27 protein-coding genes are annotated in these 25739 nt (G+C 64.3%); 15 read left to right on the forward strand and 12 right to left on the reverse strand.

Annotated features, from left to right (window positions below):
• Positions 1-82 precede the first annotated feature (82 nt).
• The 9 genes from fliL to GV035_RS23305 all read left to right on the forward strand — a co-directional run bounded on the left by fliL (position 83) and on the right by GV035_RS23305 (position 5935).
• A complete protein-coding gene (gene fliL / locus GV035_RS23265; protein WP_159837256.1) occupies positions 83-574 on the forward strand; it encodes a flagellar basal body-associated protein FliL in 492 nt (163 codons plus the stop codon).
• Between the two features lie 32 nt (positions 575-606).
• Positions 607-1605, forward strand: a complete 999-nt coding sequence (fliM, locus tag GV035_RS23270) for a flagellar motor switch protein FliM (RefSeq protein WP_159837257.1) — start codon at positions 607-609, stop codon at positions 1603-1605.
• On the forward strand, positions 1598-2032 hold the full coding sequence (fliN, locus tag GV035_RS23275) for a flagellar motor switch protein FliN (protein WP_159837258.1): 435 nt from the start codon (positions 1598-1600) through the stop codon (positions 2030-2032). The genes fliM and fliN overlap by 8 nt, the downstream gene beginning before the upstream one ends.
• Positions 2029-2556 (forward strand): flagellar biosynthetic protein FliO, encoded by a 528-nt coding sequence (gene fliO / locus GV035_RS23280; RefSeq protein WP_159837259.1) that lies wholly within the window; start codon positions 2029-2031, stop codon positions 2554-2556. Before fliN ends, fliO begins: the two co-directional genes overlap by 4 nt.
• A gap of 262 nt (positions 2557-2818) precedes the next feature.
• Positions 2819-3589 (forward strand): flagellar type III secretion system pore protein FliP, encoded by a 771-nt coding sequence (gene fliP / locus GV035_RS23285; RefSeq protein ID WP_159837260.1) that lies wholly within the window; start codon positions 2819-2821, stop codon positions 3587-3589.
• Positions 3590-3599: 10 nt separating this feature from the next.
• Positions 3600-3869 carry a flagellar biosynthesis protein FliQ gene (gene fliQ, locus GV035_RS23290; RefSeq protein ID WP_159837261.1) on the forward strand — a complete coding sequence of 90 codons (270 nt, stop codon included), beginning with the start codon at positions 3600-3602 and terminating at the stop codon, positions 3867-3869.
• A gap of 7 nt (positions 3870-3876) precedes the next feature.
• Positions 3877-4671 (forward strand): flagellar biosynthetic protein FliR, encoded by a 795-nt coding sequence (gene fliR / locus GV035_RS23295; RefSeq protein ID WP_159837262.1) that lies wholly within the window; start codon positions 3877-3879, stop codon positions 4669-4671.
• Positions 4672-4842: 171 nt separating this feature from the next.
• Positions 4843-5505: a M35 family metallo-endopeptidase gene (locus GV035_RS23300; RefSeq protein WP_159837263.1), complete on the forward strand. Its 663-nt coding sequence runs from the start codon at positions 4843-4845 to the stop codon at positions 5503-5505.
• The gene (locus GV035_RS23305) at positions 5495-5935 is read left to right on the forward strand and encodes a hypothetical protein (RefSeq protein ID WP_159837264.1); all 441 of its coding nucleotides are present in this window, start codon (positions 5495-5497) and stop codon (positions 5933-5935) included. The genes GV035_RS23300 and GV035_RS23305 overlap by 11 nt, the downstream gene beginning before the upstream one ends.
• A gap of 151 nt (positions 5936-6086) precedes the next feature.
• On the opposite strand, the gene flgL is transcribed toward GV035_RS23305, so the two are convergent.
• From flgL to GV035_RS23335, 6 genes are all read right to left on the reverse strand, one after another.
• Positions 6087-7325, reverse strand: a complete 1239-nt coding sequence (flgL, locus tag GV035_RS23310) for a flagellar hook-associated protein FlgL (RefSeq protein ID WP_159837265.1) — start codon at positions 7323-7325, stop codon at positions 6087-6089.
• A gap of 11 nt (positions 7326-7336) precedes the next feature.
• The gene (gene flgK / locus GV035_RS23315) at positions 7337-9274 is read right to left on the reverse strand and encodes a flagellar hook-associated protein FlgK (RefSeq protein WP_159837266.1); all 1938 of its coding nucleotides are present in this window, start codon (positions 9272-9274) and stop codon (positions 7337-7339) included.
• 569 nt (positions 9275-9843) lie between these two features.
• The gene (locus tag GV035_RS23320) at positions 9844-11085 is read right to left on the reverse strand and encodes a multifunctional CCA addition/repair protein (RefSeq protein WP_159837267.1); all 1242 of its coding nucleotides are present in this window, start codon (positions 11083-11085) and stop codon (positions 9844-9846) included.
• Positions 11082-11705 carry a glutathione S-transferase family protein gene (locus GV035_RS23325; protein ID WP_159837268.1) on the reverse strand — a complete coding sequence of 208 codons (624 nt, stop codon included), beginning with the start codon at positions 11703-11705 and terminating at the stop codon, positions 11082-11084. Before GV035_RS23325 ends, GV035_RS23320 begins: the two co-directional genes overlap by 4 nt.
• Positions 11706-11717: 12 nt before the next feature.
• A complete protein-coding gene (locus GV035_RS23330) occupies positions 11718-12674 on the reverse strand; it encodes a complex I NDUFA9 subunit family protein (protein WP_159837269.1) in 957 nt (318 codons plus the stop codon).
• 124 nt (positions 12675-12798) lie between these two features.
• Positions 12799-14766, reverse strand: a complete 1968-nt coding sequence (locus GV035_RS23335) for a lytic transglycosylase domain-containing protein (protein WP_159837270.1) — start codon at positions 14764-14766, stop codon at positions 12799-12801.
• Positions 14767-14775: 9 nt separating this feature from the next.
• Between GV035_RS23335 and GV035_RS23340 the strand changes: the two genes are divergently transcribed.
• A complete protein-coding gene (locus GV035_RS23340) occupies positions 14776-15408 on the forward strand; it encodes a 5-formyltetrahydrofolate cyclo-ligase (protein WP_159837271.1) in 633 nt (210 codons plus the stop codon).
• 7 nt (positions 15409-15415) lie between these two features.
• On the opposite strand, the gene GV035_RS23345 is transcribed toward GV035_RS23340, so the two are convergent.
• Positions 15416-15928, reverse strand: coding sequence for a winged helix DNA-binding protein (locus tag GV035_RS23345; protein WP_159837272.1), 513 nt, complete (start codon positions 15926-15928; stop codon positions 15416-15418).
• Positions 15929-16106: 178 nt separating this feature from the next.
• Here GV035_RS23345 and pxpB point away from each other — a divergent pair, with 178 nt between their 5' ends.
• The 5 genes from pxpB (at position 16107) to GV035_RS23370 (ending at position 20394) form a co-directional block, all read left to right on the forward strand.
• Positions 16107-16760, forward strand: a complete 654-nt coding sequence (gene pxpB, locus GV035_RS23350; RefSeq protein ID WP_159837273.1) for a 5-oxoprolinase subunit PxpB — start codon at positions 16107-16109, stop codon at positions 16758-16760.
• Entirely contained in the window at positions 16757-17788 is a 1032-nt protein-coding gene (locus GV035_RS23355) for a biotin-dependent carboxyltransferase family protein (RefSeq protein WP_159837274.1), read from the forward strand. The genes pxpB and GV035_RS23355 overlap by 4 nt, the downstream gene beginning before the upstream one ends.
• 40 nt (positions 17789-17828) lie before the next feature.
• The gene (gene pxpA, locus GV035_RS23360; RefSeq protein ID WP_159837275.1) at positions 17829-18575 is read left to right on the forward strand and encodes a 5-oxoprolinase subunit PxpA; all 747 of its coding nucleotides are present in this window, start codon (positions 17829-17831) and stop codon (positions 18573-18575) included.
• A gap of 146 nt (positions 18576-18721) precedes the next feature.
• A complete protein-coding gene (locus tag GV035_RS23365) occupies positions 18722-19441 on the forward strand; it encodes a DUF969 domain-containing protein (protein WP_159837276.1) in 720 nt (239 codons plus the stop codon).
• Positions 19438-20394 (forward strand): DUF979 domain-containing protein, encoded by a 957-nt coding sequence (locus GV035_RS23370; RefSeq protein ID WP_159837277.1) that lies wholly within the window; start codon positions 19438-19440, stop codon positions 20392-20394. Before GV035_RS23365 ends, GV035_RS23370 begins: the two co-directional genes overlap by 4 nt.
• A gap of 23 nt (positions 20395-20417) precedes the next feature.
• Here GV035_RS23370 and GV035_RS23375 read toward each other — a convergent pair whose 3' ends face one another.
• The 5 genes from GV035_RS23375 to GV035_RS23395 all read right to left on the reverse strand — a co-directional run bounded on the left by GV035_RS23375 (position 20418) and on the right by GV035_RS23395 (position 25626).
• The gene (locus GV035_RS23375; RefSeq protein ID WP_236572768.1) at positions 20418-21452 is read right to left on the reverse strand and encodes a TraB/GumN family protein; all 1035 of its coding nucleotides are present in this window, start codon (positions 21450-21452) and stop codon (positions 20418-20420) included.
• Between the two features lie 121 nt (positions 21453-21573).
• Entirely contained in the window at positions 21574-22578 is a 1005-nt protein-coding gene (locus GV035_RS23380) for a peptide ABC transporter ATP-binding protein (protein ID WP_159837279.1), read from the reverse strand.
• Entirely contained in the window at positions 22575-23606 is a 1032-nt protein-coding gene (locus tag GV035_RS23385; protein WP_159837280.1) for an ABC transporter ATP-binding protein, read from the reverse strand. Before GV035_RS23385 ends, GV035_RS23380 begins: the two co-directional genes overlap by 4 nt.
• 1 nt (position 23607) lies before the next feature.
• Complete coding sequence (locus GV035_RS23390; RefSeq protein ID WP_159837281.1) at positions 23608-24525, reverse strand: ABC transporter permease subunit; 918 nt, start codon at positions 24523-24525, stop codon at positions 23608-23610.
• 90 nt (positions 24526-24615) lie between these two features.
• Positions 24616-25626: an ABC transporter permease subunit gene (locus tag GV035_RS23395; RefSeq protein WP_159837282.1), complete on the reverse strand. Its 1011-nt coding sequence runs from the start codon at positions 25624-25626 to the stop codon at positions 24616-24618.
• Between the last annotated feature and the right edge of the window lie 113 nt (positions 25627-25739).

Raw genomic sequence — 25739 nt, forward strand, 5'->3', positions numbered from 1 at the left:
GCACCAAAAACCCCCTCTGTTCGACCCATCACTCAGACGCTCGATAGCGAACAATTCAACCTATCGAAAGAGGCACGCATTCATGGCTACCACTACCGCAAACCAGCAATCCATCGTTCCCGCGAAGAGCGGCAAGCTCAAGCGCATTCTGATCATCGCCATCGGGGCGATCGTGCTGCTCGGCGCAGGCGCCGGCGGAGGCTATTTCGTGCTCGGCAAAACCGCGCACAGCCCCGCGAAGCCCGCGCCGCTGCCGCCGCCCGTGTTCTTCCCGCTCGACTCGCTGACGGTCAACCTTCAGGCCGACGACGGCATCATGCATTACCTGCGCGTCGGCCTCACGCTCAAGCTCAAGGACGAGAAAGCGCAAGCCGCGCTCACCGAACGCATGCCGGAAATCCGCAGCCGCGTGCTGCTGCTGCTCTCGGCCAAGCATCCGGAAGATCTCGCCGGCATCGACGGCAAACGCAAGCTCGCAGACGAACTGCGCGCCGCGGTCGAAGCCGCCGGCAGCACGCCCGACCAACCGGCGCACGTGCAAGAAGTGCTCTTCACTGAATTCGTCGTTCAGTAAGCGCCCGCATCCATCCAAGGAACGAGAGAGTCATGGGCCACGAAGAGTTCATGTCGCAAGAGGAGGTCGATGCCCTCCTCAAGGGCGTCACCGGCGAGATCGATCAGGTCTCCGACGAAAACAAGCCCGCCGGCGTGCGTCCGTACAACATCGCGACGCAGGAACGCATCGTCCGCGGCCGGATGCCCGGCCTCGAAATCATCAACGACCGCTTCGCGCGACTCATGCGCGTGGGCATCTTCAACTTCATGCGGCGCTCGGCGGAAATCTCCGTCGGCCCGGTGAAGGTGCAGAAGTACAGCGAATTCACGCGCAATCTGCCGATCCCGACCAACCTGAACCTGGTCCATGTGAAGCCTCTGCGCGGCACGTCGCTGTTCGTGTTCGACCCGAACCTCGTGTTCTTCGTCGTCGATAACCTCTTCGGCGGCGACGGGCGGTTTCATACGCGCGTCGAAGGCCGCGAGTTCACGCAGACGGAACAGCGCATCATCCACAAGCTGCTGAACCTCGTGTTTGAACACTACGCGGCGTCGTGGCGCAGCGTGCGCCCGCTGCAATTCGAGTACATGCGCTCGGAGATGCACACGCAGTTCGCCAACGTCGCGACGCCGAACGAAATCGTCATCGTGACGCAGTTCACGATCGAGTTCGGCTCGACCGGCGGCACGCTGCACATCTGCTTCCCGTACTCGATGATCGAGCCGATCCGCGACGTGCTCTCCTCGCCGATTCAGGGCGAGGCGCTCGAAGTGGACCGCCGCTGGGTGCGCGTGCTGTCGCAGCAAGTGCAGTCGGCGGAGGTGGAACTGACAGTCGATCTCGCGGAGATTCGCTCGTCGTTCGAGAAGCTGCTCAACATGCGCGTTGGCGATGTCTTGCCGATCGACATTCCCGAGCACGTCGTCGCGAAGGTGGATGGCGTGCCGGTGATGGAATGCGGTTACGGAATTTTCAATGGTCAATACGCGCTGCGCGTCCAGAACATGATCAGCGCAAGCGATTCGACGAAGGAAGGTAGTTATGAGTGATCTGATGCAGGAAGGCACCCAGCCCAGCGCGACCGATATGAAAGACGAAGAACTCTCGATGGACGACTGGGCGAGCGCGCTCGCCGAGCAGAACGGCAACGAAGCGCCGGTGGCATCGGCGGGCGTGTTTCAGCCGCTGTCGAAGGCGGCGACGCCCTCGACGCGCAACGACATCGACATGATTCTCGATATCCCCGTGCAGATGACGGTGGAACTCGGGCGCACGAAGATCGCGATCCGCAACCTGCTGCAACTGGCGCAGGGTTCGGTCGTGGAACTGGACGGCCTCGCGGGCGAGCCGATGGACGTGCTCGTGAACGGCTGTCTGATCGCGCAAGGCGAAGTCGTCGTGGTGAACGACAAGTTCGGCATTCGCCTGACGGACATCATCACGCCGTCCGAACGTATCCGGAAGCTGAATCGATGAAACGCATTGCCGCCGCCGTCCTGTTCGCCGCGTCGGGTCTCTCGCCCGTTCTTGCGCGTGCCGCCGACATGAACGCCGTGAATCACGCCGCGCAGATCGCCTCGGGCGTCGGCGCGGGCAGCGCGGTGCCGTCGCTCGGCTTCGGCGCGGTGCTGCAAACGCTGTTGGGACTGGCCGTCGTCATCGGCTTCGTGTTCGGCTGCGCGTGGCTCGCCCGCAAGTTCGGCTATCAAGGCGGCAAGCGCAGCGGCATCGTCAAGGTGGTCGGCGGCGCATCGCTCGGCCACAAGGAGCGCGTCGCGGTCGTCGAGATTGGCGATACGTGGCTCGTGCTCGGCGCAGGCCCCGGCAACGTGCGGCTGCTTCACACGATGCCCGCCGGTTCTGCCGAAGCGGAAGCGCACACCGCTCAAACGGGCTCGCCCGCGCAAACGTTGCCCGGCTCGTTCGGTCAGCGGTTTCGCGATGCGCTCGCTGGCGAAGCGAACAAGCGGCTTCAGAAGTTCGTCGGTTCGGGCAAGTAGAGCCGATCGTTCCAGCCGATTCATCGGGCGTGCTCCGCGAGGGCCACGCCCGATTTTCTTTGGGCGACGCGCGCTTTTGCAATAGAACGAGTTAGCGCCGAATCTCCCTTCTGTTCGCGCCATCGTTTGCGAGCGGGATAGTCAACAATTCATGCTATCGAAAGAGGCAGAAACTCATGGCTATTACATTCGTCATTTTTCAGAGTCAGCGGCTTGGCGACGCGCTCAAGCGTCTGTTGCGGTTCGTCGGCGGGAGCAAGTAATGCAGGTCGGTCGTCACATCGCGCGCGGCGTGAAGCTCGCGCTTCCGGTTGTCATCGCGCTGTCGCCGCTCGCGGCACTCGCGCAAAGCACGGCGGGTTTGCCCGCCTTCAATACCAGCCCCGGCCCCAACGGCGGCACGACGTACTCGCTCAGCGTGCAGACGATGCTGCTGCTGACGATGCTCTCGTTCCTCCCCGCGATGGTCCTGATGATGACGAGCTTCACGCGCATCATCATCGTGTTGTCGCTGTTGCGTCAGGCGCTCGGCACGTCGAGCACGCCGCCGAATCAGGTGCTTGTCGGCCTCGCGCTCTTCCTCTCGTTCTTCGTGATGTCGCCGGTGCTCGACAAAGCCTACAGCGACGCATACAAGCCCTTCTCCGAAGGCCAGATCGCGATGGATCAGGCCGTGACGCGCGGCGTCGCGCCGTTCAAGCAGTTCATGCTGAAGCAGACGCGCGAATCGGATCTCGCGCTTTTCGCCCGCATTTCGAAGGCCCCGCCGATGAACGGCCCGGAAGACGTGCCGCTTTCGCTGCTGGTGCCGTCGTTCATCACGAGCGAGCTGAAGACGGGGTTTCAGATCGGCTTCACGATCTTCATTCCGTTTCTCATCATCGACATGGTGGTGGCGAGCGTGCTGATGTCGATGGGCATGATGATGGTCTCGCCCACGACGATCGCGCTGCCGTTCAAGCTGATGCTGTTCGTGCTCGTCGATGGCTGGCAGTTGCTGATCGGCTCGCTGGCTCAAAGTTTCGTATCGTAAGGAGACGCGCATGACACCCGAATCCGTCATGACGATGGCGCACCAGGCGATGGTCGTCGCACTGATGCTCGCCGCGCCGTTGTTGCTGGTCGCGCTTGTCGTCGGTCTGGTCGTGAGCCTGTTTCAGGCCGCCACGCAGATCAACGAATCGACGCTGTCGTTCATTCCGAAGCTGATCGCGGTTGCCGTGACGCTCGTGATCGCCGGGCCGTGGATGCTGGCGACGCTGCTCGACTACATGCGCCAGGTCTTCACGATCACGCCTGCGATCACCGGCTGAGCGTCCGATGTTCTCCGTCACTTACGCGCAACTGAACGGCTGGCTCACCGCGTTCCTGTGGCCGTTCGTGCGCGTCCTCGCGCTCATCGCCACCGCGCCCGTGCTGAGCCACATGGCCATTCCGACGCGCGTGAAGATTGCGCTCGCTGCGTTCATCACGCTGATCGTCGCGCCGACCTTGCCCGCGATGCCGCAAGCGACGGTGTTTTCGGCGGCGGGCATCTGGATCATCGTCAATCAGTTTCTGATTGGCGCGGCCATCGGCATGACGATGCAGATTGCGTTCGCCGCCGTCGATGCTGCGGGCGAGTTCATCGGCCAGCAAATGGGCCTCGGTTTCGCGATGCTCTACGATCCGCGCGAGGGCGGCAACGCGGTGGTCATCTCTCGCTATCTCAACACGCTGGCGATGCTCGCGTTTCTTGTCTTCGACGGCCACTTGCAACTAATCAGCGCGCTCGTCACGACGTTTCAGAACGTGCCCATCGAGGCGAACGTCGTGGCGGCGGCATCGCATGCGCAGGGCTGGCGCGCGTTGGTGGGCTACGGCGCGAGTATCTTCGGCACGGGCTTGCTGCTTTCGCTGCCGATCGTGGCGGCGCTGCTCATCGCGAATCTGGCGCTCGGCATTCTGAACCGGGCCGCGCCGCAGATCGGCATTTTTCAGGTGGGTTTTCCGGTCACGATGCTCATCGGCTTGCTGCTCTTGCAGCTCATGCTGCCGAATCTGATGCCGTTCTTTTTGCGCATATTCGATGCGGGGATTGCGCAAGTGGGGCGGGTGGCGGGGGCGCTGCATTGAGGGTTGTGGGCGGTGCCATGAGCCGTATGTTTTCGGCGATGGATGGGTAGTCTCGGCACGACGCTGCCTCTCTCGAATCAGGCGCCCACTATTCAGACATAGTCACTCGCCCATATCGGGTCGTTCGTCTACTATCGCGACATCGTTCGTTTGGGTAGTTAATGACCGGACATGAAAGCAGTGGCAGCCGAAAACTTCTTTTACCTCGGCACGATCGTCACGGATAGCATCGAAGGCTCGACGCACGAGTTCTTCATCGACCTGGATCGAATCTGCGAGAACATGACTAATGCGGAGTTCCGCAACGTTCTCAACGATGCGCGAGGCGAAGCGATAAGGCTCGTCGACGCACGCGTTGCTGCATTGATAACGTGGGACGATGCGGAAAAAGCGCGTGTCTTTCAATGGTTCGGCTGCAGTGACGATGCGATTCGCGAGAAGCTCCGGGAAGGCTTGGCCAGAGTCGCATCGATCCTGCGCAATCTGAGCCCAGCGAATGTTGTACGGACGGGAAGCGGCGCCGATAGAGCGACCGGCTGCACGCCCAACCCGCTTGGTCAATCGCAAGAGGCCGCGCACGTGTGCGCGCCCGACACCGCAACGCATACGATCAGCATTAGTCCACGGTTTTGTACGATGCGACAATCAAGCGGCTCGGGTGATTCTCGGGTATCGACCCTGATCCACGAAGCGAGTCACTTTCTGGACACGATGGCGACGACCGACGAAAAGTACACGGTCACGCGGTTCTTACGCGACTGGGGGCAACAGAACCCGGCTTTGGCAGTGAGAAATGCGGACAGCATCGCGGGGTATTGCGTGTATGGCGACTAAATTTATCGGATTGCTACTCAGCGCCTTTTGTAGTTCGGCACTGGCGGCGTGCCAAGGCCCGCAAAATCTGCCGGGTCAATATATTGACGTCACCTTCGAGAAAAACTCGAGCGCGATTAGCAACAGCCAACTCGTCGCACTTGCAAGCTGGTCGTTGGACATTCGTGCCAGGTTTCCTATCTCCGATAGCCTCTCGGTCATCGGCTTGGCGGAACGCTTCGAACACAATCCCCAACAGTTGGGGAAAGCGCGGGCGGATCAGGTCCATGCGACACTGCATCGGCTGGGCATTAAGAGTGAGAAAGAGGACGTCGTTGGCCGCATCTACATTCCTCGTGATCCGCCTAGCTTATACGACGAGCACGGGCAGCGCGTGGAGGTGACTTTCAGCCCCGGATGCCCGAGCGATTGCTGTAAGGACAGTCGTTGATTGCAGCTGAGATGTGGCGGCGTGCGACAACGTCCACCAACCGGTCACGCACAGCAGCAACAAGCGGCTGCTTCAAGCAAAAAACAAACGGGGCACCACTCTCCCGAGCAATGCCCCGCTTAACCAACCGCCACGTCCCGCAAAACCGCCCTTAGCTGCCCAGATAGTCGAACAACGACATCTTCTGAATCTGCGTGAACGCCATCTGTGCCGCCTGAAGCGAGTTCTGCGTCAGTTCATACGAACTGATCGACGATACCAGATCGATCTGCGTCAGATTAGCCAGATCAGATGCGGTCTGCGTCTGCGTCGTCTGCATCGCAGTCTGCGTCGATTGCACCTGCTGCTCGCGTCCACCGACCACCGTCTGCGCCGCCAGCACGTTGTTGAACGTGTTGCCGATCTTCGTGCCCGCCGTCGTCAGCGCGTTGGTCAACGCAGCCTGCGCGCCGGGCGATCCCGTCGGCTGTTTGAGCGCGCTCACGAGGTTGTCGAGCGTCGCAAAGATGTCGTTGTTGCCCGCCGTCGCCGGCTGCACGGAGAAGCTGTCGCCATCGCCGGGTGCGCCGCTGATCGTCACCTTCTGCCCGCCCAGCGTGATGTCCGCGCTGCCGCTGTACGCGGTCGGCGTCGTCGGCAGCGATGAATCCGCCGGCACGGCCGTGACCGTGTAGCTCGTCGCGCCCGAAGTGGCATCGACTGCGAACTGGACCTTGTAGGTGCTCGCGTTGTTCGGGTTGCTGGAATCGGACACGCTTACCTTGCTGATCGTGCCCGTGCCCTGGTTCGTCGCGGACGCGCTCGAAACAGGCGTGCTTTCCGTCGGCGATACGCTGCCGAAAATCGACTGGCCCGGGTCGCCCACGGGAATCGAGCGGCCCGCGTTGATCTGCACGGAGCGCTGTCCGGCATCGCCCGAGTACGTCACGCCGACGCCCGACGCGTTGTTCGAGTACGGCTGCGTGCCGCCCTTGAGTCCGGAGAAGATGTAGTTGCCGTCGCTGTCCGTGGTGTTCGCGATGTTCAGGAGCTGATCGCGATAACCCTGAATCGCGTTCGCAACGGACGTGCGGTCCGCATCCGACAGCGAGCCGTCGCCGGCCTGCACGAGCTTCGTCTGAATGCTTTGCAGCACGCCGCTCGCGTTGCTCAGCGTGGAATCTTCTTGTTGCAGCGAGGAAAGCGCCGTCGTCTGATTCGTGCCGTATTGCGTGAGCGCGTTGCTCTGCATCGTGAGCTGCACGGCCTGCGCCGCGCCGAGCGGGTCGTCGGAGGCGGTCATGATGCGCTTGCCCGACGATATCTGCTGATACATGGACGCCAGCGTGCTTTGCTGGTTGCTCATGGAAGCAACGTTCAGGTTGAAGTACTGGGAACTGGAAATACGCATCGCGAGTTGCCTCAGTTGAAGATGCCGAGCAGCGTCTGGAACAGCGTCGATGCGGTCTGGATCACCTTGCTGTTCGCCTGATAAAGCTGCTGATACTGGATGAGGTTGGCCGCTTCCTCGTTCAGGTTCACGCCTTGCACGGATTGCTGTGCCGATGTCGCCTGATTGAGCAGCGCGGTCTGCGACGAACTCGTCGCCTTGAGCTGGTTGGTCTGGTTGCCGATGTCGTCCACGTAGCCCGCGTACGCGCTCGTGAGCGTCTCGGTGCCGCCATTGAGCGATTTCGCCGACACGAGGTTCGCCATCGCGAGCGCGTTGCTGCCGTCGCTCGTGCCGCCCTTGTTGGCGGCGATGTTGAACACGTCCTTGTCGGCGGGCGCGCCGCTCACCGTCGCGCTCACGCCGTTCGACGTGATCGTGAGGCCCTTGGACGCATCGTAGGGAATCGTCGCGTTCGCGGCATACGCGGTGCCGTTCACCGTGACACCGACATTGGATGTAAAGCCGCCCGCGGCCTTGTCATACGTGAGCGAGATGTTCGACGGCATGCTGTAGCCCGCCGCCACCGTCGCCGACGAGATCGACCCCGTGCCCGTGTTCGAAGTGGGCGCCGATGTCACGGCCGGCGACGCCGCCGCGATCGCGGTGGGGCTCGTCGTCGTGAGCGAGAAGTTGTCGAGGGCGCCGCGCGTCGGCTGAATGGTGAAGGAATCACCCTTCTGCATCGTGCCGGACACCGTGACGTTGAGGCCGTCGAACGTGCCGCTGTTGGCGGGCGGCGAAATGCTGCCGAGCGATTTACCCGACGCGCGGTCCGTTACTTCGTAGTCCGTACCGTTGTATGTCAGGGCGTAATCGCCCGTTGAAGGCTGTGATCCGTCGGCGAATGAAACGCCGACGCTGCCCGTGCCCTTGTTGCGCGCGTCGGAATAGACGGTAGGCTGGCCGCTCGAAAAGAGCGCGCCGCCCGCATTGCCGCTGAGATCGAGGCCGAGCGCGTTCTGGCTATTCAGTTGCGAGGCGAAGCTCGTCGCGATGGCGCCGAGTTGCGCCTGCGCGGGATCGAGCGTCTGATTGCGAAAGTCGATGAGGCCGCCGACGACGCCGCCCGTGAGCGCGGAATTGTCGATGTACTGCGTATTCGCGGCGGTCTGCGTGGCGCCGTTGGTCGGCTTGAACGCGACGGTCATCTCGCTCGGATCGGACGGCGACGTCACCGCCTGCAACCCGTACTGCGTATTGCCGACGACGAGCGGCTGCCCGTTGCCGATGAACACGTTGTAGTTGCCGTCCTGCTGCACCACTTGTACGCCGATCATCGAACTGAGGTTCGTCACGGCCTGATCGCGTTGATCGAGCAACTGGTTCGGCTGCTGACCTGAGCCGCTGGCGGCGTTGATCTGCTTGTTGAGATCGGCGATCTGCTGCGCGTACGTGTTGATCGACGACACGGCGCTCGTCAATTGCGTGTTGACATTCTGGCGAAGCTGATCGTATTGCTGGCCGGCGGACGTGATCTGATCGGCGAGCGTCTGCGCGCTGCTGACGAGCGACTGGCGCGAGGCGGTACTGCTCGGCGAGTTCGCCACCGACTGCAGGCCGGAGAAGTAATTGCTGATGCCTGTCGCGATGCCCGACGTCGGATCGCCGACGAGGTTGTTGAGCTGCGAGAGCATCGTGTAATACGTGTTGGCCGCGCTGCTCGACGACTGCGTGTTGTTGACTTGCGTCGTCAGATACTGGCTGTACTGTCGCGTGACGGTGACGGTCTGCACGCCATTGCCGAGATAGCCCGAGCCGGTGAATTGCCCGGACGCTTCCTGGTAGCCCACTTTTTCAAGCGTATAGCCGGGCGTGGCGGCATTGCTGATGTTCTGACCGGTCGTCGTCAGGCCCCATTGGGCCGCATTCAGGCCCGACAGGCCGATGTTGATGATGTTGTTGGACATGCACGAATCCTTTTTGGCGCTGCCGCCTGACAGCACGTTATATCGGCTGTTCGCCGGGGAAATTTAGTGGTTTCCTTTTCTGCTGCTTTGGGTGGGTTTGCCGTGCGGTGGGCGTTGGTTGGGTTCTTGCATTCTGCTTTGATGCCCGGTCGCGCTATTTGCGGATGTGCGGGGCGTTCTTGGGCTAATTCGTCGGTTTGTTTTTCGGCTTTTGTCGTGCGGGGCGCACTTGGGGCTGCTTTCTTCGTTGAACTTGTTCTCGCGTCGGTGGATTAGCATTGCCGCCGCCCGGGGCAGGGAGGCTCTTTCCAGTACGCTGTGTTCTTTGTGGAACTCGTATTCGTGTCGGTCTATTGCGTTGCCCCTGCCCGGGGCGGGGGCTCTTTCCAGTACGCTGCGTTCTTCGTGAAACTGTTATTGGTGTCGGTCTATTAGTGTTGCCCCGCCCCGGGGAAGCGCAACGCCAATAGACCGACACCAATACAAGTTCAACGAAGAAAGCTGCACACCGGACGGTGAGAGAGAAATCACGCCCCGCCACGCCGCCAGCACCAGCGATACCAAGAGCCCTACTCCGCCCCGCGCAAAACCCGCCCAACCGCCTCAACCCGCGCCTCATGCACCGCATCCTTGATGCGCGAAGGCTCATGCGCGAACCGCTGCGCCACCGCACCCGCATCGACCGATCTCGCCGCAACCAGCGTCTCCCGCAGCCGCTCCGCCTGCGGATAATCCTTCTGCTCGAGCCCGAGCCGCCCGCGGGCATCCGCGAGACAAGCCTGTAGCGCCTCGGCAAAGCGCGCCGGCTTGCGCAACGCATCCGCGCGTTCGAAAAGCCGCACGAGCGCCGCCGCGCCCATGTCCATCACGCGATGAATATTGCCGTGCTCCCGCGCAACCAGCATCGCCAGATCGCGGCATTCGTTCGGCACGCGCAAGCGTTCGCACAAAGGCTTCAGCAAATCGACGCTGCGCCCCTCATGCCCCAAGTGCCGCGGCAAGATATTGTCGGGCGTCGTGGCCTTGCCAAGATCGTGCGTGAGCGCGGCAAATCGCACCGGCAGCGCATAGCCCTGCGAGGCCGCATAGTCAACGACCATCATCACATGCACGCCCGTGTCCACTTCCGGGTGATAGTCGGCGCGCTGCGGCACGCCCCACAGCGCATCCACTTCCGGCAAGATCCGCGCAAGCGCGCCGCAGCCGCGCAGCACCTCGAACATGCGCGATGGCCGCTTTTCCATCAGCCCGCGCGAGATTTCCTGCCACACGCGCTCTGGCACGAGCGCATCGACTTCGCCGGCTTCGACCATCTTCTTCATCAACGCTTCTGTTTCCGGCGCGACGGTGAAGTCCGCGAAGCGCGCCGCAAAACGCGCGAGCCGAAGAATCCGCACGGGATCTTCGATGAACGCATCGCCCACATGCCGGAATCGCTTCGCGCTCAGATCACGCTGTCCATCGAACGGGTCGATCACCGGGCCGGTCAGTTCGCCCGCCGCGTTCACCTCGCGCGCCATCGCGTTGATGGTGAGATCGCGTCGCGCCAAATCCTCTTCGAGCGTCACGTCCGGCGAATAGTAAAACTGGAAGCCGTGATAGCCCGCCGCCGTCTTGCGCTCGGTCCGGGCGAGCGCGTATTCCTCGTGCGTCACCGGATGCAGGAAGACCGGAAAGTCCTTGCCGACGGGCTTGTATCCTTGCGCGACCATCTGCTCCGGCGTCGCGCCGACGACCACGTAATCGCGATCCATCACCGGCACGCCCAGCAACGCGTCGCGGATCGCGCCGCCTACCGCGTAAATGTTCATCGCGCGCTGTCCTTCCTTGCGTCGCCGATCCAGTCCGCCACGGCCGGAAATTCGGTCACGCGAGCCGCGTACTCGCGCGCGCATTCGCTGATGGCGGGCGCATACGAGTTGAAGCGCATGACGACGGGCGCGAACATCGCGTCCGCAATGCAGAAGTCGCCGAACAGGAACGGCCCGCCCGACTGCGCGATACAGCCGCTCCAGATCCCGTCGATGCGCGCGATGTCCGCGAGCGTCGCGGGCGTCGCGCCGATGCCGGGCTCGTGCGCAGTGATCTGCATCGGCATGTTCTGGCGCAGATCGACGAAGCCCGCATGCATCTCCGCGCTGATGCTGCGGGCGTGCGCGCGCGCGGCGGCATCGCGCGGCCAGAGCGGATGTTGCGGAACCCGCTCCGCGAGCGTTTCCATGATGGCGAGCGATTCCCACACGGTCTCGCCCGTATCCGTGATAAGGCACGGCACCTTCCCGGACGGCGTCACATCGAGAATCTTCGCCTTGGTGCCGGGCTGGCCGAGGCGAATCAGCACTTCATCGAACGGAATGCCGAAGTGCCTGAGCAAGACCCAGGGACGCATCGACCAGGAAGACAGATTCTTGTCGCCGATAACGAGTTTCATGCGGTCGAAAGGTCAACGGTGCGCCGTGGCGCGGAAAGTATTGAAGCGCGAGCGCGGCGACATGCCGGTGAGATACAGCGGCGCTATCGCCTCGATGCTCGCCGGTTCGCCGATGCCGAGTTCCGGCGCAAGCGGCCCGCTCGCGACGCTCGGCGTCTTCATGGAATCGAGATTGTCGCGCGACATCAGCGGTTCGCCGGGCGCCATTTCGAGCGTCATCGCCTGAAGGCGGCCGAGGCTCTCGGGCAGCTTGACGATGCGCGCATGCTTGCCGATGGTCGCGCCCGCGAAGCGCACGAGTTCCGCAAGCGTGTAGACGGCCGGGCCCGCGAGTTCGTAGACCATGCGGTTCGCGGCATCGAGGTCGAGCACGTTGACGATGGCCTTCGCGACATCGCCGACGAAAACCGGCTGGAATTCGGCGTCCGCGCACGCGAGCGGAATCACCGGAAAGAGCCGCTCGAGAAACGCAAACTGGTTGAGCAGATTGTCCTCGGGACCGAAGACGACCGAACTGCGGAAAATGGTCCAGTCGAGGCCCGACTCGCGGACCTGCTTTTCGCCGTCGCCTTTCGAGCGCAGATACATGCTCGGGCCTTCGGCGTCAGCGCCGATCGCGCTCATATGGATCAGCCTGCGCACGCCCTTCGCCGCGCACGCCGCGACGATCTTGCGCGGCAGTTCGACATGCGCGCGGGCGAACTCCGGCCCGTACGGATCGCCGCGCCGGCCCTGCAACACGCCGACGAGGTTGATGACCGCATCGGCCTCCGCGACGAACGCGGCGAGCTTGATGGGATCGTGGACATCGGTTTCGATGACGTCCACCGGCAGCAGCGTCAGATGCGCGGCGTTCGCGCGCCGCCGTGTCGCGATGCGGACGTTCTTGCCGAGATCGACCAGCGCGTTGACGAGATGGCTGCCGATGAAACCGGAGCCGCCGATGATCGCCACGTTCTGATGTTGCATGTTCGCCTCTTGGGTCGCGGCTGTCCGGTTGCGCTGACGAATGCGGGGCTACGACTGAGAACGAGCCGCCGCGCGTGTTTCCGTGATACGGATGCCCGAACGCGCGGCGTGGCGTGAAGTGCGCTTACGGCGCGATATAACCCAGCCGCGCCTTCAGCGATTGCGGACGGCCTTCGAACAGCGCCGCATAGTACACGGTGTTCGACAGCACGTTCTTCACGTAATCGCGCGTCTCCGAAAACGGAATGGTTTCAGCAAAAACCGCGCCCTCGACCGGCGCGCGCAAATCCTGCCGCCATTGGCGCGGCCTGCCCGGACCGGCGTTGTAGCCGGCGGTGGCGAGCACCGGCGAGTTGTCGAACTGATTGTAGATCATCGACAGGTAATTCGTGCCGAGCAGAATGTTCGTGTCGATGTCGTTCATCTGCGCGCGCGACAGCGCGCCGAGACCGATTTTCTTCGCCACAAGCTGCGCCGTGCCGGGCATCAACTGCATGAGGCCGCCCGCGCCCACGTCCGAGCGCGCGTTGATGATGAAGCGCGACTCCTGACGAATCAGCCCGTACGCCCATTCGGTGTCGAGGCCGGTGCTTTGCGCATCGCGCTCGACGATGTCGCGGAACGGCGAAAGATACCGCAGCGTGAAGTCGTGCTCGGTCTTGGTCTTGTCGGCGGTATTCACGGTGCGGTCGTACAGCTCGATGCGCTTCGCATATTGCGCGGCGGCGAGCAGCTGGCGGTCCGTCATGGTGCGCAGCGGCCAGTTCCATTCGCGATTGCCTTCCAGCCGCATGTTGAGCGCATAAAAACGCTGCGACAGCGCGAAGCCCGGCACCGACTGCATCTGCGCAATTTCGGCGTCGGAGACGGGCGTGCGCGGCGGCACCGTGATCTTCTGGCCGAGTTCTTCGAGCGCAAGCTGGCCGTAGAAGTTGTACTGATCCGCGATGCTCTGGAATTCCTGATTCGCCGTGGCCGCGTCGCCCGCCTGCTTGACGGCGCGCCCGTGCCAGTAGACCCACGCGGGCTGGCTGCGCAGCGTCGGCGGCATCTGCTCGATGGACCAGCGCACCATGTTCCAGTCGCCCGCGAGGAGCGCGCTGCGCGTGCGCCATTCGTATGCCGGGTTCGACAGTTGCGCATTCGCCGACAGCCGATACCAGTCCGCCGCCGAGGGCATGCGCTTCAACGCCGCCTGATAGCCGATGGTGCCCCAGCCGGTCGCGCGCTCCGCAGGCGTGAGGCTCGGCGCGACCGAACTGAACGTGGCCGCGGCCATCGCCGGATCGTTGCGGGCCATGCGCGTGATCGCGAGCAGCGTCAGTTGATGCGCCGGCGTGTTCGGCATGACGCCGCGCGCCAGATAAAGCGGCGGCTTGTTGACGGCGTTGTCGAGCAGTTCGGGCTTCGGCCTTTCCTGACCGAGCGCATCGACGATATTCGCGCCGGTCGTTGTGTAGTTCTGCTCGTAAGCGAGGCGGATTTGCTGCCAGATGTCGTCGCTCGTGAACTGGCCCGACTCCGCGAGCGCCGCGATCAGATCAACGCAGCCGTCGCCGTACCACTTCGGATCGACGAGCAGCGCGCGCGCCGCCTCCACGATGTTCTCCCCGCGCGACTGGCGCGCTTCGAGCGCATAGCACTTGACCTGCGTGTCGTCGTTGAGCACGAAGCGGAAATATTGCTGCTCGAAGTTGCGCCAGTCATGACGGCCGCCGAGCACCACGAGGTAGTCGTTGCGCATACGGTCGGCAATGGCCTGGCCGTCGTAGCGTTGCAGGAACGAGAGCACGGGCGCATCCGGCGCGTCCGGGCGCGCGTGGCCCTGCGAATCGAACAACTGCGGCTTGATGGTGAAATATTCGACGTAACTCGGCGCCGGGTAGTTCGGAATCTGCGTGGCGAGCGCGGCGGCGCGGCCGGCGTCGTTCGCGCGGGACGCCTCGCGCAACTGCATGAAGATGCGGTCGTCGGAGGACGGCGAAAAGTCGGCGTCCGGGCGCACGGCCGAAGCCGTTCCGCAGGCGACGAGCGTCGCGGCGGCAAGGACGTAACCGACCGCAAGATATACTCGGTTGAAGCGTTTTGACATCGTTATTGAATGGAGCGCGAGGTGGTCCAAAGATCGGTTGAAAGCATAGCACGCAACGTTTGCGCCGAGCCTGTCCGCGCGGAGCCGAAGAGCGCCCTGCGCGCCACATTGCTCGCGCGCCGCGAAGCGCAGGCCGACGATCCGGCGCAAGAGGCGCGAAACGCGGCGCTGGCCGAACGGCTGCGCGCGGTGCTCGATGCGCACGCGGTCCGGTGCATCGGCTTCTATTGGCCGGTGGCGGGCGAGTTCGACGCGCGCGCCGTCATCGCGCAATGGCTCGCATCCGGCGACGGTCGCGAAGCCGCGTTGCCGGTCGTCGTGCAACCCCATGCGCCGATGGCCTTTCACGCATGGCACGCGCAATCGCCGATGAAGCCAGGCCGTTATCGCATTCCGGTGCCGGAGGAGGAGAGAGTCGTGGTGCCGGAACTGCTGCTCGTGCCGTGCGTCGGTTTCGATGCGGAACGGTATCGTCTGGGCTACGGCGGCGGTTACTACGACCGCACGCTCGCCGCGTGGCCGGTCGCGAGGAAGCCCGGGACGATCGGCATCGCGTATGAAATGGGCAAGGCGGGCGCCCTGCCGCGCGAATCGCACGACATGCCGCTCGATGCGATCGTCACCGAAGCGGCGCGCTACTGAGCCGCGTTTACAGCGAGGCCGCCGCGCGCGCGGCGGTGTCGTAGAGGCCGGACGCGTTGCGCATCAACTGGGCGGCCTCGCCAATCTGCTCGTTGGTCAGCCGGCTTTCCCGCAGCGCGGAGATGAGACAGCTTTCGCGCACTTCTCGGTACTTGCCGCACAACTCGCGCCCCGCCGGCGTCGCGGTGAAAAACACTTCCTTGCCGCTTTTCTCGCTCGTCACATAGCCGCGCGCCACGAGTTTTTTGAGCGCGTAGGTCGCCACGTGCGTGTCCTCGATATTCAGCACGAAGCAGATGTCCGCGAGCTTCTTCTTGCGATCGCGATGGTTCACGTGATGCAGCAGCGACACTTCCACCGCCGTCATGTCCTTCGCGCCCGCCGCCGACATGCAGCGCACCATCCATCGGTTGAACGCGTTGCTCGCCATGATGAGCGCGTACTCGAACTCGGACAGTTCCGCGCTGGTTTCAGACACGAGATGCTCGGACGACACGATCTTGGTAGGGTGACGCGACATGGCGATGACCGTAGAGAAGTGCGTCGCAGTGTAGCGGAAGGATTTCCAGCCACACTCCAGACAAACGCGCATTGATAATTTCTTGATAATTTATTGACAATGTAACATTCTGAGACGGCGCGGCGAATCGGTCATCCGCGAAAAACGCCAGCCGTGCTCGAAGGACACACACGAACGCATGACCACACCACGAATCTATCCGCTTGGCGAAAGCGCGCTCGTCTGCGATATCGCGCCGCCCGCCACGCTCGACTGTCAGCGCCGCGTCTGGGCGCTGGCGGATCACGCGCGCCTGTTGCCGCACGTCGTGGAAGTCGTGCCGGGCATGAACAATCTGACGATCGTCTTCGATCCGCTGCAGGCCGATTCCGAAGCCCTCGCCGCGCAACTGCAAGCGGGATGGAACGCCGCCGACCACGCCGACGCTGAAGGTGCGCAGATCGAGATTCCCGTGCGCTACGGCGGCGACGACGGCCCCGATCTCGCGGCGCTCGCCGAGCACGTCGGCTTGTCGGTCGATGAAGTCGTGAAGCGCCACACCGAAGCCGAGTACATCGTGTTCTTTCTCGGGTTTCAGCCGGGTTTCGCGTATCTCGGCGGGCTCGATCCCGCGCTGCACATGCCGCGCCGCCGCGAGCCGCGCCTCGAAGTGCCGGCGGGATCGGTCGGCATCGGCGGGGCGCAGACGGGCATTTATCCGGCGACATCGCCGGGCGGATGGCAACTGCTTGGCCGCACCGACGTGAAGCTCTTCGACCCGGCGCGCAATCCGCCGACGCTCATGCAGCCCGGCGACCGCGTGCGCTTCACGGCGCTGGAGGTGCGCGCATGATCGACGTGATTCGCGCGGGCGTGCTCTCCACGGTGCAGGATCTGGGCCGCCACGGTTATCGGCATCTCGGCGTCAGTTCGGGCGGTGCGCTCGATGCGCTGTCGCTCGAAATCGGCAATCGCATCGTCGGCAACCGGCCGGATGCGGCGGGCATCGAAGTGACGTTCGGGCCGACCGTGCTGCGCTTCAAGCGCGCGACGCGCATCGCCATCACGGGCACGGATTTCGGCGCGACGCTCGACGACGTGCCGGTCTACTCGTGGTGGAGCCTGCCCGTGCAGGCGGGGCAGGAACTGACGCTGCGCGCGGCCAAGCGCGGCATGCGCGGCTACGTGTGCATCGCGGGCGGCATCGACGTCCTGCCGATGCTCGGCTCGCGCAGCACGGACCTGGGCGCATGCTTCGGCGGACTCGGCGGGCGCGCCCTGCGCGACGGCGACCGTCTGCCAGTGGGCGTGCCGCAGCCGCACAAGGGCATCGCGTTTTCGTCGGAAGAACCCGCGTTCGGCGTGAAAGCGCCCGCGTGGTGCAAGTTCATTCTCGTCGATGAACCCGTGCGGCGCGGCCGTCACGCGCCCGGGCTCGCGTGGGCCGCGCCGATCCGCGTGCTGCGCGGTCCCGAGTACGCGAGCTTCACCGACGAGGCCCAGCGCGACTTCTGGAACGACGAATGGACGATCACGCCGAACAGCAACCGCATGGGCTTCCGGCTCGCGGGCACGCCGCTCGAACGGCGCGCGAAGACCGAACTGCTCTCGCACGCGGTGCTGCCCGGCACGATTCAGGTTCCGCCGAACGGCCAGCCGATCGTCCTGATGGGCGACGCGCAGACCACGGGCGGCTATCCGAAGATCGGGACGGTCATCAAGGCCGACTTATGGAAGCTCGCGCAAGTGCGGCTTAACGGCGGCGTGCGCTTCATCGAGACATCGGTGGAGGACGCGCGCCACGCGCTCGCGGAAGAACGCCAGTACGTGAGCCAGGTGGAAACGGCCATCGCGATGCACGAAGAGCGCATCGGGCGATGACGGACAACTCAACGCAACGACTACTTCGAACGACATCATCATGCAGATCGATCTGAACGCCGACCTCGGCGAAGGCTGCGGCTCCGACGAAGCCCTGCTCGACCTCGTCAGCTCCGCGAACATCGCGTGCGGCTGGCATGCGGGCGGCGCAACCGCCATGCGCGACTGCGTGCGCTGGGCGGTGCAAAAAGGCGTCGCCATCGGCGCGCATCCGAGCTTCAACGATCCGGAGAACTTCGGCCGCAAGGAGATGGACCTGCCGCCCGACGACATCTACGCGGGCGTGCTGTATCAACTCGGCGCGCTCGCGGCCATCGCGAAGGCGGAGGGCGGGCGCATCGCGCACGTGAAGCCGCACGGCGCGCTCTACAACCAGGCGGCGAAAACGCCGCAAATCGCGGATGCGATCGCCGCCGCCGTGCGTGACTTCGACCCGTCGCTGCTCGTTTTCGGTCTCGCGAATAGCGGGCTCATCGATGCCGCGCGGCGCGCGGGGCTCGTCGCCATCGAAGAAGTGTTCGCGGATCGCGGGTATCGCGCGGACGGTTCGCTCGTGCCGCGCAAGGAGCCGGGCGCGCTGCTCGACGACGAAGACGCCGTGCTCGAACGCACGCTCTCGATGGTTCGCGACCAGCGCGTGCAGGCCGTCTCGGGCGACTGGGTGCCGCTCAACGCGCAGACCATCTGCCTGCACGGCGACGGCGAGCACGCGCTGGCGTTCGCGCGGCGCATTCGCGGCGCGCTCGCGGATGCGGGCATCGGCGTTCGCGCCGCTCAAGCCGCCTGAGCCGTTACCGAAGCATTGAACGCCCCGCCAGCCGGGGCGTTTTAGCAAGCGGCCGCAAGAGCCGTCCGTCGTTCGCGTGACAAGTTCGCGCTGCAACGCGCCCGCATCGAGGCGCGATGTTCAATCGACATTCGTTTGGAGATCTCATGGCAACCGCAGTCAATCTATGGCCGCTCATCGGCGTGGCCGTCATCATCGTGGGCTTCGTGCTGCGCTTCAATCCGATGCTGATCGTCGCCGCCGCCGCGATCGTCACCGGCCTGGCGGCGCACTTTCCGCCGGAACGCATTCTCACGGCCATCGGCAGCGGCTTTCTGAAGACGCGCAACATTCCACTCATCATCCTGCTGCCGCTCGCGGTGATCGGCCTGCTCGAACGCCACGGGCTGCGCGAGCGCGCGCAGATCTGGATCGCGGGCATTCGCGCGGCGACGGCGGGGCGTCTCCTGATCGTCTATCTGCTCGTGCGTGAACTGACGGCAGCGGTCGGGCTGACGGGCCTGGGCGGGCATCCGCAGATGGTGCGGCCGCTCCTCGCGCCGATGGCCGAAGGCGCGACCGAAGCGCGTCACGGCAAGCTCTCGGACGCCGTGCGCTTCAAGCTGCGCGCGTACGCGGCGGCGACCGACAACGTGGGCCTCTTCTTCGGCGAAGACATCTTCGTGGCGTTCGGCGCGATCGTGCTGATGGTCACCTTCCTGAAGGAACTGGGCATCGTCGTCGAGCCGATGCACGTCGCCGTCTGGGGTATTCCGACCGCGATCTGCGCGTTTCTCATCCACGGCTTTCGCCTCTGGCTGCTCGACCGTCAACTGACGCGCGACCTCGACGCATTGACGCGAAACGTCGCGGGAGAAAAGGCATGACGCTCACGATCAACTATCTGTTCTATCTCGTCGGCATCGTGCTCGTGGTCGTCGCGGGGATGATCTTCACCGACAAGTCGCATCCACGGCGGCTGTCGGCGGGCACCTTCTGGCTCGTCTATGCGCTGATCTTCCTCATCGGCGACTGGCTGCCCGTGCCGGTCGTCGGCGTGCTGGTGGTGGCGATGGCGCTGATCGCGGGCTTCGGCGGCGTCACCGGCGCAAAGCCGAAAATGCTGTCCGGGGAAACCCGCCGCCAGAGCGCCGTGCGCCTCGGCAACAAGCTGTTCGTGCCTGCGCTCACCATTCCCGTCGTCACCGTGATCGTGACGCTCGGCGCGGGCCATCTCGTCTTCGGCGGCAAGCCGCTGATCGAACTGAAGAACGTGACGCTGATCGGCTTCGGCATCGGCTGCGTGATCGCGCTGGCGGTGGCCTGCGTGATGACGCGCGATACCGTCGGCCAGTCGATGCGCGAAACGCGCCGCCTGATCGACGCGCTGTCGTGGGCCGCCGTGCTGCCGCAAATGCTCGGCATGCTCGGGCTCGTGTTCTCGGATGCGGGCGTCGGCAAGGCCGTCGCGCACGTGACGACGGCTTACGTGAACATGGATTACCGGCTCGTCGCGGTGGCGGTGTACTGCATCGGCATGGCGCTGTTCACGATGGTGATGGGCAACGGCTTCGCCGCATTTCCGGTGATGACGGGCGGCGTCGGCGTGCCGGTTCTCGTGGGCGTGTTCCACGGCAATCCCGCGACGATGGTCGCCATCGGCATGTTCTCGGGCTACTGCGGCACGCTGATGACGCCGATGGCCGCGAACTTCAACATCGTGCCCGCCGCGCTCCTGGAGTTGCCCGACAAGAACGCGGTCATCAAGGTGCAGGTGCCGACGGCGCTGACGTTGCTGATCGTGAATATCTTCCTGCTGAACTGGCTGATGTTCATTTGATGTGCGCGGGCCGCGCGCCTGGATCACGCAGGCTCGACCACGAACCCGCGTTTTCGTAGCAACTCCAGCACGCCGCGCGGCCCGCCCAGATGCAGCGCGCCGATGGCCACGAACACCGGCTTGTCGGGCGCGGCGAGCTGCACCATCCGCGCGACGAAGCGCCGGTTGCGCTCGTAGACCACGCGGTTGTCCACTTGCGCGGCGAGCGCCTTCGACCGCGCGAGCTTGCTGCTTTTTGCGTCGTCCCAGGCTTTGAGCGCGTCGGCATCGCCGATCCGCCATAGCCGATGCAGCTCCTTCACGTCGGCGATGTTCTCGGCGGGCGTCTGCACCAGATCTTCCGCCAGCATCTCGCGCTGCTGCGCGGACGTGAGCCGCGTGAACGTCGAAATCTGCTCGTTGAGCGTCTCCAGTCCGACGATCTTCCCGCGCACGCGCAGATAGACGTTCTGCAACTGCGCCTCGGTGCCGTACTCGCTCTGGAAGCCGGCCTTCAGCGTGTCGTAGGTTTCGATCAGCATCGACGCGAGCCACGGACGCGTATGCCGGAGTTCCTTCAGCGCAGCCGGATTGTTGCGCATGCGTGTTTCGACTTTCTTCCACATCGAATCCGGCAAATAGTCGATCAGACATTCGCTGTGGCACATGCCGTAGCGGTTCACGTCGTCTTGCGAGAGCAGCAGTTCGTCCGGGGAAATTTCGAGCGCGAGCGTCGGCGAAGCGTAGAGCGCCGCGAGAATCGGCTGGCGGAATGGCTGCTCGGGCGGATAGTCGCTAGGGAAGCCGACGTGAAGCGTGCCGAGCACGTAGAGGGTCGTCGCGCCCTTGGTCGCGACGTAGAACGGCATGCGCGGCGGCTGCGCGCGCACGGGGCCGCTTGCCGTGGTGCCGTTGCTGCGGTCGACGCGCGGCGGCTGCGCGGGCGGATCGGGGACGTCGGTCGCGCTGGCGTCGCCGGCGGGCTGCGGCGTGCCGCCCGGCGGCGCACGCGATCCCGTGACGGCGAAACTCGCGGGCGAAACGGCGGCGCAGACAGCAACCGCCATCGTCCACGCCATGAGCGTGCGTCGCGAGCGAGCGAACAACGCCGCAACCCACAACGCCGCGCAGACCGCGAGCGCCGCCGCACTCGATGCAACGCGGCGCGCCCGGTCAGCCACCGGCCGCGCCGCCTGCGATTCAGGCGTCGCCTTCACCGACCTCCTCGGCGCGATGGCACGAGACCTGGCGGCCATCGACCACCCGTAGCGCCGGCTCCTCGACGCGGCATCGCTCGATCGCGTACGGGCAACGCTGATGGAACGTGCAGCCCGACGGCGGATTGAGCGGCGACGGCATCTCGCCTTGCAGCTTGATCTTGATGCGCCGGTCTTCCTCGAAGAGCGCGGGCGTCGCGGACATCAGCGAGCGCGTGTACGGATGCCGCGGATTCGCGAAGATCGTCTTCTTGTCGCCCAGTTCGGCGACGCCGCCGAAGTACATCACCATCACGTCGTCGGCAATGTGCTCGACCACCGACAGATTGTGCGAAATGAACACGTAGCTCGTGCCGAACTGCTGTTGCAGATCCATGAACAGATTGAGAATCTGCGCCTGAATCGACACGTCCAGCGCCGACACCGGTTCGTCCGCAACGACGATTTGCGGATCCAGAATCATCGCCCGCGCGATCGCCACGCGCTGACGCTGCCCGCCCGAGAACATATGCGGATAGCGCGTCGCGTGTTCGGGCCGCAAGCCGACTGTGCGCATCATCTGCGCGATGCGCGCGGCGCGCTCCGCCGACGAGAGCTTCGTGTTGATTTCGAGCGGCTCGCCGAGCGTCTGCTCGACGGTCTTGCGCGGATTCAGCGAGGCGAACGGGTTCTGAAACACCATCTGCACGCGCTGCCGCAGTTCCGCGATCTTCGCCTTGCCCGCTCCCGCGACGTCCTCGCCTTCGATCAGCAGGCGACCGGACGTGGGCGCTTCGATCATCGTCAACTGGCGCGCGAGCGTGGACTTCCCGCAGCCCGATTCGCCGACGACCGCGAGCGTGCGCCCGCGCTGCAATTCGAACGACACGCCGTTGAGCGCCTTCACCGTGCCTTGCGTGAACATGCTGCGTTTCACGGTGTAGTGCTTCGTGAGCCGGTCAGCGGCCAGCACGATGTCCTTCGTCTTTTCCTTCGGTACGGCGTTCATCGCGCGCCCTCCTCGACAATCTGCGCCTCGCGCTCGGCGCGCACCGCTTGCGCGACTTCCTGCGCCACATTCAGCGGCTTGATGCAGCGTGCCCGCACGGACGCATCGCTCGCGTCGAGCCGATACAGATTCGGCCTGCCCTTCCAGCAGTCATCGACCGCGTACTTGCAGCGCGGCGCGAAGAGACAGCCGCTCGGCCGGTCGTCGCGGCCGGGCACCATGCCCGGCAGCGCGGCAAGGCGCGCCGCGCCGCGGCTGTGCTCGGGAATCGCGGCGAGCAGCGCCTCCGTGTACGGATGATGCGGCTCGCCGAAAATGGCCGGCACGTGATTCGTTTCGATGATCTCGCCCGCGTACATCACCGCGACGCGCTGCGCGACCTCCGACACGACCGCGAGATCGTGCGAAATCAGCACGAGCGCCATGCCGCGCTCCTTCTGCAAGCGCACGAGCAGTTCCATGATCTGCGCCTGAATCGTCACGTCGAGCGCGGTGGTCGGTTCGTCGGCAATGAGGAGCTTCGGATTGCACGCGACCGCCATCGCAATCATCACGCGCTGGTTCATGCCGCCCGACATCTGATGCGGGAACGTGTGGATGCGGTTCTTCGCGTCCGGAATGCCGACCTGATCGAGCAGTTCGAGCGCGCGCTTAGTCGAAGCATCGCCGCGCAAGCCTTCGTGCAGCCGCAGCACTTCCTTGATCTGATAGCCGACGGTGTAGCTCGGGTTCAGGCTCGTCAGCGCGTCCTGAAACACCATCGCGATGTCCTTACCGATGATCTTCCGGCGAGCGCGCGCCGATGCCTTCAGCAAGTCGTGGCCGTCGAAGGTGATCTGATCGGCGGTGACTTTGCCGGGATGATCGATGAGGCCCATCAGCGCCATCATCGTGACGCTTTTCCCCGAGCCGGATTCGCCGACGACGCCGACGACTTCGCCCGGTTTAACCGAAAGGTCGATGCGGTCGACCGCTTGCGTGCCGCCGAACGTCACTTGCAGGTTACGGATAGTCAGTAGATCGGTCATGTCATGCCATCCGTTTCAGTTTCGGATCGAGCGCGTCGCGCAGCCCGTCGCCGAGCAGATTGATGACGAGCACCGAGACGAGAATCGAAAGACCCGGCATCGTCACGATCCACCATGCGCTTTCGATGTAATCACGCGCCGAAGCGAGCATCGCGCCCCACTCCGCCGCCGGCGGCTGCACGCCGAGGCCGAGAAAGCCGAGCGCGGCGGCATCCAGAATGGCGGATGAAAAGCCGAGCGTCGCCTGCACGATGAGCGGCGCGGCGCAGTTGGGCAGCACTTGAGAGAACATGAGCCGCGCGGTGCTCGCGCCCGCCACGCGCGATGCCGTCACGTATTCCTTCTGCAATTCGCCGAGCGCGGACGCACGCGTGAGCCGCACGTAACCCGGCAGCGCGACGATGGCGATGGCGAGCATCGTGTTGACGAGTCCCGGCCCGATGATCGCGACGACGGCCACCGCGAGCAGCAGCGACGGCAGCGCGAGCAGCACGTCCATCACGCGCATGATCGGCGTATCGAGCCAGTGGAAGAACGCGGCCATGAGCCCGAGCACGACGCCCGGAATCAGCGCGAGCACGACCGATACGAAGCCGATCCAGAACGACAGCCGCGCGCCGTACATCAGGCGCGAGAGAATGTCGCGGCCCGCTTCGTCGGTGCCGAGCAGAAACAGCCGATTGCCGCCGTCGAGCCACGCGGGCGGAATCTTGACGTGATCGCGATATTGTTCGATCGGGCTATGCGGCGCGATCAACGGCGCGAATATCGCGATGAACAGCAGCACGAGCACGATGATGCCCGCCGCCACCGCGCCGCGATTGCGCGAGAAGTTTGCCCAGAACTCGCGCGCCGCGACCATGCGGCCGGACGGCGGCGTCAATGCGCCGGGCGGGAGATTGTTTTGAACGTCAGCCATTAGTTATGCCTCGCGCCGAGCCGCCTTGAGCGAGGCATGCGCCCCCTTGGGGGCAGCGAACAAGTGTGAGCGTGGGGGACCATATTTTCCTCAGCGAGTATGGCGAATGCGCGGATTCAACACGCCATAAAGCAGATCGACGACGAGATTCACGACGATCACAAGCGTCGCGATCATCAGAATGCCGCCTTGCACGACCGGATAATCGCGTCGCGAAATGGCGTCGATGAGCCACTTGCCGACGCCCGGCCACGAGAAGAGCGTTTCGGTCAGCACCGCGCCCGCGAGCAGCGTGCCGACCTGCAAGCCGATCACGGTGACGACCGGAATCAGCGCGTTGCGCAGCGCATGCACGACGACCACGCGCAGCGGCGAAAGCCCCTTCGCGCGCGCGGTGCGGATGTAGTCCTCGCGCAGCACTTCGAGCATCGAGGAGCGCGTCATGCGCGCGACCACCGCGAGCGGAATCGTGCCGAGCACGATGGTCGGCAGAATCAGATGCGAGAGCGCCGACGTGAACGCGCCTTCATCGCTCGAAAAGAGCGAGTCGATCAGCATGAAGCCCGTGACGTGCGGAATGTCGTATTCCACCGCGATGCGGCCCGACACCGGCGTCCAGCCGAGCTTCGCCGAAAAGAACATGATGAGGATCAAGCCCCACCAGAAGATCGGCATGGAGTAGCCCGTGAGCGCCGTGCCCATGACGCCGTGATCGACCGCCGTGCCGCGCTTGAGCGCCGCCGCCACGCCCGCCGGCAAGCCTACGACGAGTGCGAAGATCATCGCGCAGATGGACAGCTCGACCGTGGCGGGAAAGCGCGCCACAAATTCGCCCATCACGCTCGTATTCGTGATGATCGACATGCCGAGGTCGCCCTTGAGCGCATGGCCGACGTAGTGGAGATACTGAAGCGGCAGCGGCTGGTCCAGCCCGAGGCGCTTCATGGCTTCCGCGTGGGCCGCGGGGTCCACGCCCCGTTCGCCCATCATGACTTCGATGGGATCGCCCGGGATCAGGTGGATGAGTGCGAACGCGAGAATCGTAATGCCGATGAACGTCGGTATCACCATTCCTATGCGTCGCAAAACGAATCGGAACATGATCGCCCTTTGGTTCGTTCTTGGGGATAAATACGTTACCGGCGGCCGGATCGTTTCGATCCGCGCCGCCGGACGTGTTTCGACTAGTTATGGTTTAGTGCAAAAAGCATTCC

The organism is Burkholderia sp. 8Y (assembly GCF_902506145.1).
Lineage (GTDB): Bacteria > Pseudomonadota > Gammaproteobacteria > Burkholderiales > Burkholderiaceae > Caballeronia.